This window comes from Longimicrobiaceae bacterium (assembly GCA_035936415.1).
Lineage (GTDB): Bacteria > Gemmatimonadota > Gemmatimonadetes > Longimicrobiales > Longimicrobiaceae > JAFAYN01.
In genome coordinates, this window is record DASYWD010000254.1 from 1 (window position 1) to 10,673 (window position 10,673).

Below are 10,673 nucleotides of genomic sequence, written 5' to 3' on the forward strand. Positions count from 1 at the left end.
GTTCTCGCCCGCGCCGCCGAGCGCCCAGCGCGCCTTTGCTACCCCCTGCGCGTCCGTGGACGCGCTCCCGGCCAGGGTGCCCCCGCCCGCGGTGACCTTCCATTCCACGGCGACGCCGCCCACCGGGGTGCCCGCGGCCGAGACCACCTTCACCGCGAGCGAGTCGGCCAGCGCCGCACCCGCCTCGCCCGTCTGCCCGTCCCCGGCCACCCGCTCGATCCGCGCCGGCTTCGGCGGCGCGGCGGTCGCCGAAAAGGTGACCGGCGGCAGACCACTCACCGAGGCGGTGACCGTATGCGTCCCGGCCGCACCCAGCGTCCAGAGGGTACGTGCCTCCCCGATGGAGTCGGTCCGGCTGGAGGCGGCGGAGAGCGCCCCCCCGCCGGGGCTGACCGTCCAGGAGACCTCGATCCCGTGGAGGCCCTTCCCCCGGGCATCCGTCACCTTCACCACCAGCGGACCACCCAGGGCGACCTCCGCCGTTCCGGCCTGTCCGACCCCGGACGTGGCCACGATGGCGGCGGGCGGAGCGTTCGGGTCAGGATCGGGCCGAACCGCGGTGGGCGAATCACCCACGCAGGAGAGCAGGAGCAGAGCGAGAGCCGGAGCCGAGCGCAGCATTCGGGGACGCGACATGGGGCGGGATCGTAGGGGAGGGCGAGCAGGCAGCATACGCGGAAGAGACCACCGGAATGTACGCGCTGGATGATGCGGCGTCAAATGTCCGATTCGGCTCGTACGATAAGGAGAGACTGACGCGAGTCCGGAACCGTGGGGCCGTACTCCCTTCCCGGGCGCGGACCGGGGGTTTCCCGGCCCTCTGCCGAGCATTGCAACCATCCGGGGTGCAGCCGATGTCCAACAGAATGCCGTACGAACCCGAGAATGCCGACGCTACCCCCGTACGTGAAGGCGGGCACGGCTGAGGGGACGATCAACGCGGCAGCTTACCCGTGGGACCTGGCGCCGCTCTCCAGCTGGAGGGCGGCGCCGGGCGTTCGTGTCCGTACTCTGCGTGGGGACCGCCGCGATCCCCGGCTCGGACCGGACCTGAAGCCACGGGGCGGGTCGCGCTTTACGTCTGCGGGGCAGGGGCGCGGACGTTGGAACGGGGGAACGTCTGTCCACTCGTCCTGGTGGCAAGTGTATTGCTATCAGGGTGATGTACCAACGACTGCAAACAACGGAAGCGGAGGACGGATGGCGCTGCACGAGCGGACGTTCCGATCGGACGATGGGAGGAGCTGGACGGTGGCGCTGGAGGGCTCCCGGATCGGCATGAGCGGCCCCCCCGTGCTGGAGAACGCCGGGGGGATGCTCCCGGAGGAGTCCGTGCGCATCGTGTTCCGCTCCGGAGACGAGACACTGAGCGAGGAGTACACCGGGCTGGCCGCGGCGGAGGACCTTTCCGAGGGCGACCTGCGGCGCTGGTTCGAGGCGGCATCGCGCGGCGGCGGCCTGTGACCCCACCCCGCGCTCCCGGCGGCGCTCCGACTGGAGGTTGACATGGCGAGATACAGGTGCCCGGAGTGCCGGCGGCGGATCCGGGGGGACGCGCGCTGCCACCGCTGCGGGTGGCGCAGGAGCGGCGAGGCCGACGCGCCCCTCGTGGCGCGGCGGCCGTGGGGACGGGTGGTGGCGGTGCTCGCGCTGCTCCTGATGATCGGAGCGGCGGGGGTTTACCGGGTGAACGGCGAGGCGATCGCGGACTGGTACGCGGAGTTCGCGCTGCGGCACCTCCCGGCGGGGTTCTCTTCCTTCGCGCCGAAGGACTCCCCGGGCGGGGCGTTCCAGCACTGCGTCAGCCGCGTGGTGAGGAAGGTGAGCGACGGCTCCACCGTCGAGACCTTCCCCGCCTACTCGGAGGAGAACACGGTCTCCCTGGGTGAAGGCCGGTACAGCGTGCAGGGCGTGGTGGAGGGGGTCACGCTCGACGGGGAGACGGTGCGCAGGCCCTTCGGGTGCGTGGTGCGTTTCGAGCGCGGCCGGTGGATGGCGGAGCAGGTCGCGGTGGACGACCTCTCGGCGCTCGTGCCCCTGGCGATACTCCGCTGAGCCGCGCCGAACGCACGGGAGCCGATCATCGCGCCCGACGGCGCGTGAGATCCGGTCGCGGCAGGCTGCCTCTCCTCTCCTGCCGTGGACCGGCGGCTCACCGGGAGGCCGGACCCTGCCGCTGCCGCTCCAGCCACTCGTCCCCGGTCAGCCCTGCCCCCTGCTCCGCGAGCGGGCGGCGCAGGTCGAAGACCCCGAGGAGGCGCTCGTACGGGTTGTCCTCGCCCAGCTCCTCCACGGCCGCGTCCACGTCCGCTTCGCTCCGGAGGAACGCGAAGCAGACCCCGCCGTCCTCCGCCTCCGGGTCTCCCAGGTCACGGTACTCCAGCATGTACGCGGCGCGAAGCGCCACTCCGCGGCGGAACGCCTCGGCGCGGCGGCGGGACACCACCGCAGGGGTCCGGGCCGGCGATCCGGCGCGCTCACGGTCTCCGGGCATCTATCGGTCCCGGGAGGCCGGCCCGGTGCGGTCGGGAAAGCGCAGCCGTGCCCGCCCGGTGCGCTTGTCCACGGACAGGAAGTAGAGCTCGCCGCCGCCGAACGCGACCGCGACCTCCCAGGTCCACAGGTTGGTGACGTGCCGCGATTCGAAGATCAGGGGGATCCAGACGATCTTCGCCGCCTTCATCTCCCCGAACCAGGAGACCCGCACCCCGGTGGTGTCGTTCCGCTGCAGCAGTCCCTGCGTGTTCGGGGTGAGGGGGAGCGCGGCCGCGGCCCCCCAGAACACGGCGCACCGGTCGGACGCGCCGAGGTGGGCGAGCGAGTCCACCGCGATGCGCGGGAGCGGACGGGGGCACCGAGCCTCCGCCGCCAGCGCCCGCAGCACCTCTCCCCGCTGCCGCTCGGTGGGCGGGCTGTACAGGACCCAGTACGCGGCCACCATCGGCGCCAACGCGCACGCGGCCATGAAGAGGACGCGCCGCGGCCCTTCCCGGAGCCATTCGTCCGGGAGCACCCGCTGCCAGACCCACTCCCGGCCCAGCCCCCCCAGCAGGAACCCGGTGAGCGCCCCGCCGACCGTCCACGCCACCAGGGGAGACGCGGAGTCCTCCAGGTAGAAGCCGTGGGTGAAGCGGTAGGGGATGGCGAAGCCGGCGAGTGCCCCGAGCGCCGCCCCGAACGCACCGTGCAGGAGGAAGGCGCCCACGGGCGCGCTGCCGTCGCGCTCCGGCCGGAGCGCAGCCACCTCGCGGCTCGCGTGGCCGATGCGCTGCAGCGCCGCCGCGCGGTCCCACGCGGACCCGGCGAGGGCGGCCTGCATCTCCGCCAGCTCCCGGTCGCATTCCGGGCCCACCGCCCAGCTGTCGGCCGCCAGCTCGCGCGACCGGGAGCGCAGCGCGTCGAGCGTCGCGCGGACCCGGCCGAAGTGCTGCCCGCACTCGGCCTGCAGCCGGCGGGCGGCGTCCGGCTCCAGCGCGGGGTCGTCGGCCTGCAGGCGCTTTCGCCAGAAGCGGGCGCGCTCCTCGTGCAGCCGGATGAGCTGCTGGTGGAACTCGCCGGAATGGCGCTTCTCCATCCACAGGACGGCCGTGCAGCCGGCCGCGACCAGGAGGGCGAGGAGGACGGGGACCATCACCGGAGGCAGGAAAAGGACGGCAGGAGCGGCGGAGGGGAGGCCGCGCGGTGGCGCTCACCCGCGCGAGGATAATGCCGGGGGAGGTGGAAGGCAAGCAGCGCGTGCCGGAGTCCCAAGCGCCCCGGCAGCATGCACCGCCTTTGTTATCCCGGGCACATCAGGCGGCCGCCTCCCCCTGGATCTCGCGCAGGATGGCGGACCGTTCCTCCTCGGAGGCGATGTGCCGCGCCAGGACCCGGGCGGCCGTTTCGAGGATGCGCTCCGAGAACAGGCGTGAGCCGTCCTGGCGCAGCCCCGAGCCGATGTACAGCTTCATCAGCGCCTCCGGCGTCATGTCGCGCGTCGCCGCCACTTCCCGAATCGCAGCCAGCGTATCGGACGGGATCGAGAGCGTTACAGGCTCCGTGGGACGCGGACGCAGGTGCAGCTCCGTGGGCTCATCCGGCTTGCTCATACAGCTTCCTTTCGGCACGGGTCGCAGGACGGGCGGAGATGATGCGCGTTGCGCTTCGGTGCTCAATATAGACTACGAGCAGGAGGCGCTGGGACAGCGAGTACCCGAGGACGAAGTCGCGGCGCTCCCCTTCCACCGATGCCTCGCCCCCCTGGTAGAAAGGGTCGAGGAACGCCTCGGCCGCCTCTTCGAAGGTAACCCCGTGCTTCTCGAGATTCGCGCGGGCCTTGTCCTCATCCCACTCGAAGGCAACTCCCTGCAGCCGGTACGTGACGCTCATTGCGCGAGGATAGCGCATACGCCGGCCACGGGCAAGCTACTCCACGTACGTCTCGAAGAACCCGGGCAGCCGCCCGACCACCCGCCCGCGCTCCTCCACCGTGGCGACCCCGCGCATCTGCAGGAAGAAGGGCAGCTCCGTCCGCCCCTCCGTCCGGGTGACGTGCGCCGCCTCCACGTCGATCCGCACCCGGAGCCCCCGGCGGGCGTCCTCGAACTCCATCGCAGCCGGGACGCGAACCGCCCGCCCGCCCACCGTCACGGTACGCATCTCCGTGTAGCGCAGCGGCCCCGGGCGGTAGACGCCCCGCGCCCCGCGCCCGTCCACCAGGTACGCGAAGAGCCCCTCCGCGGGCACCGAGTCGCCGCGCACCACGCCGTACAGGAGCGAGAGCGCGCTGTCCGAGGCCGACCCCCACTCCCAGGTGACGTTGCGCCAGACGCCCCAGTTGTGGTCGTGGTACGCTTGCGCCCCCCGCACCGCCTCGCACCGGGGCGCGCAGACGGTCCCCTCCGCGCGGGCGTAGAGCGCCGGCACGGTGTAGCCGGACACCAGCCCCTCCCCGCCCAGGTCCGTCGGGGGGAAGTAGCGGCCCGGTGCGGGGCGCACGCGCAGGTCCACCCGGGCGTCCCCCGCGCCGGCCACCACCCGGTACGCGCCGTCCTCCATCCGCACGAACGCCTCCGGGCCGAAGCGCACGTCCGGCGAGGCGGTGTCGAAGCGGACCCGCTCCCCCGGGAAGTTGCGCGTGAGCGAGCGGTGCGTGCCGTCCGCCCCGAGCACGGTGAGGAGCATGCGCCCGCCCCAGCGCCCCGGCGTGTCCATCCGCCCGCCGACGATCAGCATCACGTAGAGCCAGCGGTCGCGGTCCAGGGACACGTTGAAGTAGTGCCACTCCGCCCAGGTGGAGTCGCGCGCCGCCGCGCCGGTGGGGAGGTGGAAGTGGTCGATCTCCCGGAACAGCTCCGCCTGGGTGGGATCCGTCCAGCGCCGGTCCGTGGGGGAGTCCGTCCACCGCCCCGCGATCAGCTCCGGCGCGGCCCCCGCCAGCCGGGCGCGGCTGGGGATCTCGCCCGAGGCGACCGCCTTCCAGCTCCGCCCCCGCGCGCGCAGCTCCACCTGCTTCCCCTCGAGCACCGGGCTCCCCGCCCGGATCCCGTAGTCCTCCCTCCCGCGCTCCGACTCCAGCACCCGGCGCTGCACGAAGCGCGCGTGGTCCACCCCCAGGAAGAGGGAGGAGACGCCGCCCGCCTTGAGCATCTCCGTGCTGACCCCGGCCGGCACCAGCACCACGTCGCCCCCGCCGACCAGCGCCCGGTCGCGCGCCTGCTCCAGCATCGCCTCGCCCACGGCCAGGAGCACCACCATCACCGCCACCCCCAGGGCGTAGCCGCCCAGGAGGAAGAGCGCCCGCCCCGGCCGGTGGCGCAGCTCCGCGACGGCCAGGCGGAGGATCACGCGCCCCCCCTCCCGTCGTCCACCACCACCCCGTCCGCCATCTCCACCCGCCGCCGCGCGTGCCCTGCCACGCCGGGGTCGTGCGTCACCACCACCAGCGTGGTCCCGTCCGCGTTCAACCGCTCGAAGAGCGCGATGATCTCGTCGCCCGTGCGGCGGTCCAGCTCCCCCGTGGGCTCGTCCGCGAAGAGCACCCTGGGGCGGTTGGCGAGTGCACGCGCGATGGCGACGCGCTGCTGCTCCCCGCCGGAAAGGTGCGGCGGCCGGTGCCCCGTCCGGTGCCCCAGCCCCACGTACTCCAGCAGCTCCCGGGCGCGCGCGCGCCGCTCCCGCTTCGGCACGCCCGCCTCGGCCATGGGGAACTCCACGTTCTCGGCCGCCGTGAGCACCGCCAGAAGGTGGAAGCGCTGGAAGACGAACCCCACCTGCCGCAGCCGCAGCCGGGAGCGCGCCCCCTCGCTCAGCGCCGCCAGCTCCCATCCGAGCAGGCGCACCGTCCCCGAGGTGGGCGGGTCGATCCCGGCCAGCACGTTCAGCAGCGAGCTCTTCCCGCACCCGGACGGCCCCACCACCGCCACCATCTCGCCCGCGCTCACGTCCAGGTCCACGCCCCGCAGCGCGTGCACGGCGTCGCCCCCGTACGGGTACTCCTTGACGATCCCCCGCGCCTCGATCACCCGGCTCATCGACCTCTCTCTACTCCTGGGCGTCTGTGTTTGGGGCCGCTCCGGAGCCAAGCCAAACAGCCGGCTTGTCTCCTGCGCGGGTCGCGGAGCCCCACGATACTGCCGTGGGTCTCCGCTCCGGCTCCGGGAGCCTCCTCGGTCGGCACGATACGGCTGTGCCGCCCTGCGGGCCGTCCGGCTTCGCCTACCGTGCCCTCCGCGACATCTTTCGGGAACGGCAGGGAACCGCGGAACGGCACAGCCCCCTTTCTACATTCTTCATTCCGCCTCCTCCCGCAACGCCCTCCCCAGCGGCGCCCTCACCGCCGCCAGCCCCGGCACCCCCCCCGCCACCGCCCCCACCACAATCACCGTCCCCAGCGCCAGCGCCACCCGCCCCGGCTGGAAGACGAAGAACGTCACCCCCGCGGGCAGCCCCGGAAACGCCAACAGGATCCGGTCCAGCCGCTCCGCCATCCACAGCCCCAGCGGCAGCCCCACCGCGCACCCGATCCCCGCCAGCACCAGCCCCTCCACGACCACTCCCAGCAGGATCCGCCCGCGCGCCACGCCGATGGCGCGCAGCGTCGCGATCTCCCCGAAGCGCTCCCGCACCCCGATGGCGACGATGGTCGCCACGAGGAGCGCCGTCACCACCAGCGCCACGCTCCCCAGGATGGTCGCCATCTGGCGGAAGTAGGAGAGGCGGCGGCTGGTCTCCGCGAGCAGCTCCGAGGTGGAGTAGACGGACACCTCCGGCACCGCGGCGGCGATCCGCCGGGCCAGCGAGTCGGCGTCCACCCCCTCCGCGGCGGCCACCCCGAAGAGCGACACCTGGTCCGGACGCCCGGTCGCCTGCTGCACCTCGGCCAGCGGGATCGCGGCGGAGCGCTGGCCGGCGTAGTCGTAGATGAAGTCCGCCACCGCGCTCACCCGGTACGTCCGCGTCCCCCGTGGGCGGCCCAGCGACACGTCCAGCTCCGGGGCCAGCCGCACCGTGCTCCCCGGCCGCAGCCCGGCCTGCAGCGCCAGCGGGCCGCTCACCACCGCCTCCCCGGGGCCGGGAGCGCGCCCCTCGGTGATGCGGTACAGCATCTCCGCCCGCGGGTCGCTCCCGGTCACGAACACCGGGTCCCCCGCACTGTCGCCCAGGACCGGGTAGTACTGCGCGCCCAGCACCGGCGCCACCGAGGCCACGCCCGGCACCTCCGCGATGCGCCGGGCCGCGCGGTCCGCGTCGCGGATGGTGGCCTCGCTGTCGAAGGGGAGGATCCCGCGCGGCGTCACGCGCAGCGCGTACCCCCGGGCGCCCAGCAGCTCGCCGAACGAGTCGGTCAGCCCCGAAGCCAGCATGGTCATGTCCAGCAGCAGCGCCGCCGAGATCCCGATCCCCGCCAGCGCCAGCAGCGTGCGGCTCCGGCGGCGGAACAGGGCGCGCAGCGAGGCGGAGACGGTCATCACCGCTCGCCCAGGCGCTGGGGCGGCACGTTCACCACCCGCCAGGCGGCCAGCCCGCCCGCGAAGGCGCCCAGGGCGAGCCCCAGCACCGCCGCCAGCAGCACGATGCGCGGCGTCACCAGCGCGAAGCGGAGCGTGGTGTCGTAGTAGGCCGCGTAGTAGGCGTTCACGACCGCGGAGATCCCCACCCCCAGCGCCGCACCCGCGGCGCTCCCCACCAGCGCGATCGCCATGGCCTCCAGCACGATGGAGCGGAACACCGTGGCGCGGGAGACGCCGACCAGCCGCAGCATTCCCATGTCGCGGCGGCGCTCGTCCACCCGGATCACCATCACGCAGAGCAGGAAGATGGCGCTCGCCAGGATGGTCACGATCCCGATGGCGCGGTGGAAGCGCGACACCACCCGGAAGGTGGCGCTGGTCTCCTCGGCGAGGGCGCGGCTCCCGTACGCCCGGGTCCCGAACGCCAGCCCCTCGATCCACCGCGCCGCGGAGTCGGGCGAGGCGCCGGCGGCCAGCACCACGGCGAAGCGGTCCACCCGGTCCGGGGTGCCCAGGAGCCCCTGCAGGTCCGGGAGGTGGAAACGCACCTCGTACTCGTTGCGGGCGATGCGGCTGGGGTCCGCGGCGCGCTCGAAGACCCCCGCCACCACGAGGGACTGGGGAGCGGCCCCGCTGGCGAGGGCGCGCACCGCCACGGTGTCGCCCACGGCCAGCGGCACGCTCTCGGCCAGGCGGCGCTCCACCAGGACCTCAGGCGGACCCTGGAGCGCTGCGGCGAGCGCGAGTGCGGCAAGAAGGCTCATGGGGAGAGGATCGCGTGGGGCGCGGCGGCGGGCGTCCAGCGCGCCGCCGCAGGGATTCCACAGCGGGATGCAGGAGCCGGTCCAGAGTTCGTCCCAGGTTGCCGCGCAGTGACGCGGAAGGGGCGCGGCTCGTCCTCGGGGTCGCGGTCCCGCGTCCCACGCACTCGCCACGTCCCATGCCCATCCCCGGCCGAGCCGTCGCTCTCCTCCTGCTCCTCGCGTCCTGCGATCCGCTCCCGTTCGACGCAAATGGAGGTCTCGTGCGCTGCCTCGATCCCGCCCCCCTGAACGGACGGCTCGACCGGAGGGCGCCCATGTACATCGTCAGGTACCGCGACGGGACCGATGCGGCGGCGGAGACGCGGCGCCTGGCCGAGCGCCACCGGTTCCGGCCGCGCTTCGTCTACACCGGCATCTCCGGGTTCGCGGCGGATCTCTCCGCCCATGCGCTCGCCGGGGTCCGGTGCGAGCCTTCCGTCCGCTCCGTGTCGCACGATGCCCTCGGCTGGGCGGACTGAGCCGCGCAGCCTCCTCTCCCGCGCGGGGGCGCTCCTGCTCGCGCTCGCGGCGGTCCCGGTCCACCCGGCTCCCGTGAGCGCCCAGGAGGTCCGCTCCGTCCGCTTCGTCCTGGACAACGACCTGTTCGGCCTCCGCGGGCGCGAGGCTCCCCCGGACCACGACTACACCCACGGGGTGAACGTCTCCGTCGAGCTCTCGGGCGCCCCGCGGGTGGTTCGCTGGGCCGTGCCGGCGGCGGAGCTTTCGACGATGCTGGGGCTGGGCCAGGAGGTCTACACGCCGCGGGAGGACGCTCCGGAGCCGGTGCCGGGGGAGCGCCCCTACGCGGCGTGGCTCTACCTGGCCGCGGGAGCGAGCGCCGACCGCGGGCACCGCCGCGACGAGGTGTCGGTCCGCCTGGGCGTCGTCGGGCCGCCCGCACTGGGCGAGGAGGTCCAGAACGGGGTGCACCGCCTCACCGGGTCGCGCCCGCAGCTCGGCTGGGAGCACCAGATCGGCACCCGGCCGGGGATCGTGCTCCGCTTCGAGCAGACGCATCGGCTGCGCCCGCTGCCGGACGCCGGCTGGGTCCTTCTCCTCCCGGCGTGGTCGGCGGCGGCGGGGAACGTGGAGGCGGGCCTCGGCGCCGGGGCGCGGGTGCGGGTGGGGGCCGCGCGCGGCGCCTACGCCCTGGTCGGCGCCCGCGGGGAGCACCTGCTGTGGGACGTTTTCCTCGACGCAGCCGAGAGCACGGTGGAGCGGATCCCCTCTGTCGGGGAGTGGGAGGCGGGTGCCGGCTGGGCGTTCCGCCGCGCGACGGTGGAGTACCGCTTCGTGGCCCGCGGCCGCGAGTACCGCACCCAGGCGGCACCGCACCGCTGGGGCTCCCTCGGCCTCTCCTGGCACCCGGGGCGGTCCAGGTAGCCGCCCTCCATCCGGCCCCTCCGGGCACCGTTCCGCCCCATCCCATCCCCGCTCTTGACACCCCCCCGGGGGGCGCCGTATTCTGTCGCTCAGTTGAAAATGGTTCTCAAACTCACATCCGGGTGAGGCGGGGCCGACACGCAGCAGGGACGCGCAGTTGATCCGTACCCGGTCCGCAACGCTCCTCGCCGCCGCGCTCCTCGCCGGGTGCGCGCCGCGGCCGCAGGCCCCCGCCGTGGTCCCGGCCGCGGCGGCCGACACGGTCCCCGTGGAGCGCGAGGCGTTCCTGATGGGGACGACCCTCCGTGGGCGGGTGCTGGCCCCCACGCGGGAGGCCGGGCTGGCGACGCTGGAGCGGGCCTTCGCGGAGGTGCGGCGGCAGGAGGCGCTCCTCAGCTCCTGGCGCGACGACGCGGAGCTGGCGCGAGTCAACGGAGCCCCCCCCGGCGCCCCGGTCCGTCCCGACGCGGAGCTGGTCGCCCTCCTCGCCGAGGCG

The 10,673-nt window shown here is 74.1% G+C and carries 14 protein-coding genes; 5 read left to right on the top strand and 9 right to left on the bottom strand.

The genetic code is table 11. The features are described from left to right. Positions 1 to 636: Ig-like domain-containing protein (locus VGR37_10175; GenBank protein HEV2147757.1), on the bottom strand; the 636-nt coding region annotated here is incomplete at its 3' end. 564 nt (positions 637 to 1,200) lie between these two features. On the opposite strand from VGR37_10175, the gene VGR37_10180 reads away from it, so the two are divergent. Together VGR37_10180 and VGR37_10185 are read left to right on the top strand one after the other, a co-directional pair. Continuing rightward, positions 1,201 to 1,464, top strand: a complete 264-nt coding sequence (locus tag VGR37_10180) for a hypothetical protein (protein HEV2147758.1) — start codon at positions 1,201 to 1,203, stop codon at positions 1,462 to 1,464. Between the two features lie 42 nt (positions 1,465 to 1,506). Then, positions 1,507 to 2,055, top strand: coding sequence for a hypothetical protein (locus tag VGR37_10185; GenBank protein ID HEV2147759.1), 549 nt, complete (start codon positions 1,507 to 1,509; stop codon positions 2,053 to 2,055). Positions 2,056 to 2,152: 97 nt separating this feature from the next. Here the strand turns inward: VGR37_10185 and VGR37_10190 are convergent, their stop codons facing one another. From VGR37_10190 to VGR37_10225, 8 genes are all read right to left on the bottom strand, one after another. Next, on the bottom strand, positions 2,153 to 2,494 hold the full coding sequence (locus VGR37_10190) for a hypothetical protein (GenBank protein ID HEV2147760.1): 342 nt from the start codon (positions 2,492 to 2,494) through the stop codon (positions 2,153 to 2,155). Then, complete coding sequence (locus VGR37_10195) at positions 2,495 to 3,631, bottom strand: hypothetical protein (GenBank protein ID HEV2147761.1); 1,137 nt, start codon at positions 3,629 to 3,631, stop codon at positions 2,495 to 2,497. Positions 3,632 to 3,791: 160 nt separating this feature from the next. After that, on the bottom strand, positions 3,792 to 4,088 hold the full coding sequence (locus VGR37_10200; GenBank protein ID HEV2147762.1) for a hypothetical protein: 297 nt from the start codon (positions 4,086 to 4,088) through the stop codon (positions 3,792 to 3,794). Beyond that, a complete protein-coding gene (locus VGR37_10205; GenBank protein ID HEV2147763.1) occupies positions 4,072 to 4,368 on the bottom strand; it encodes a BrnT family toxin in 297 nt (98 codons plus the stop codon). Before VGR37_10205 ends, VGR37_10200 begins: the two co-directional genes overlap by 17 nt. Positions 4,369 to 4,404: 36 nt before the next feature. Further along, positions 4,405 to 5,826, bottom strand: a complete 1,422-nt coding sequence (locus VGR37_10210) for a hypothetical protein (protein HEV2147764.1) — start codon at positions 5,824 to 5,826, stop codon at positions 4,405 to 4,407. Then, on the bottom strand, positions 5,823 to 6,512 hold the full coding sequence (locus VGR37_10215; protein ID HEV2147765.1) for an ABC transporter ATP-binding protein: 690 nt from the start codon (positions 6,510 to 6,512) through the stop codon (positions 5,823 to 5,825). Before VGR37_10215 ends, VGR37_10210 begins: the two co-directional genes overlap by 4 nt. A gap of 258 nt (positions 6,513 to 6,770) precedes the next feature. After that, the gene (locus VGR37_10220; GenBank protein HEV2147766.1) at positions 6,771 to 7,949 is read right to left on the bottom strand and encodes an ABC transporter permease; all 1,179 of its coding nucleotides are present in this window, start codon (positions 7,947 to 7,949) and stop codon (positions 6,771 to 6,773) included. Beyond that, on the bottom strand, positions 7,949 to 8,755 hold the full coding sequence (locus VGR37_10225; GenBank protein ID HEV2147767.1) for an FtsX-like permease family protein: 807 nt from the start codon (positions 8,753 to 8,755) through the stop codon (positions 7,949 to 7,951). Before VGR37_10225 ends, VGR37_10220 begins: the two co-directional genes overlap by 1 nt. A gap of 314 nt (positions 8,756 to 9,069) precedes the next feature. Here VGR37_10225 and VGR37_10230 point away from each other — a divergent pair, with 314 nt between their 5' ends. The 3 genes from VGR37_10230 to VGR37_10240 form a co-directional block, all read left to right on the top strand. Then, positions 9,070 to 9,273: a hypothetical protein gene (locus tag VGR37_10230; GenBank protein ID HEV2147768.1), complete on the top strand. Its 204-nt coding sequence runs from the start codon at positions 9,070 to 9,072 to the stop codon at positions 9,271 to 9,273. Then, positions 9,251 to 10,177, top strand: coding sequence for a lipid A deacylase LpxR family protein (locus VGR37_10235; protein HEV2147769.1), 927 nt, complete (start codon positions 9,251 to 9,253; stop codon positions 10,175 to 10,177). The genes VGR37_10230 and VGR37_10235 overlap by 23 nt, the downstream gene beginning before the upstream one ends. A gap of 157 nt (positions 10,178 to 10,334) precedes the next feature. Next, positions 10,335 to 10,673 (top strand): FAD:protein FMN transferase (locus VGR37_10240; protein HEV2147770.1); only part of this gene is annotated, 339 nt, incomplete at its 3' end.

Coding starts and splice junctions, on each gene's coding strand:
- VGR37_10180 (HEV2147758.1), top strand. CDS start 1,201: ATGGCGCTGCACGAGCGGACGTTCCGATCGGACGATGGGAGGAGCTGG.
- VGR37_10185 (HEV2147759.1), top strand. CDS start 1,507: ATGGCGAGATACAGGTGCCCGGAGTGCCGGCGGCGGATCCGGGGGGAC.
- VGR37_10190 (HEV2147760.1), bottom strand. CDS start 2,494: ATGCCCGGAGACCGTGAGCGCGCCGGATCGCCGGCCCGGACCCCTGCG.
- VGR37_10195 (HEV2147761.1), bottom strand. CDS start 3,631: ATGGTCCCCGTCCTCCTCGCCCTCCTGGTCGCGGCCGGCTGCACGGCC.
- VGR37_10200 (HEV2147762.1), bottom strand. CDS start 4,088: ATGAGCAAGCCGGATGAGCCCACGGAGCTGCACCTGCGTCCGCGTCCC.
- VGR37_10205 (HEV2147763.1), bottom strand. CDS start 4,368: ATGAGCGTCACGTACCGGCTGCAGGGAGTTGCCTTCGAGTGGGATGAG.
- VGR37_10215 (HEV2147765.1), bottom strand. CDS start 6,512: ATGAGCCGGGTGATCGAGGCGCGGGGGATCGTCAAGGAGTACCCGTAC.
- VGR37_10220 (HEV2147766.1), bottom strand. CDS start 7,949: ATGACCGTCTCCGCCTCGCTGCGCGCCCTGTTCCGCCGCCGGAGCCGC.
- VGR37_10225 (HEV2147767.1), bottom strand. CDS start 8,755: ATGAGCCTTCTTGCCGCACTCGCGCTCGCCGCAGCGCTCCAGGGTCCG.
- VGR37_10230 (HEV2147768.1), top strand. CDS start 9,070: ATGTACATCGTCAGGTACCGCGACGGGACCGATGCGGCGGCGGAGACG.
- VGR37_10235 (HEV2147769.1), top strand. CDS start 9,251: ATGCCCTCGGCTGGGCGGACTGAGCCGCGCAGCCTCCTCTCCCGCGCG.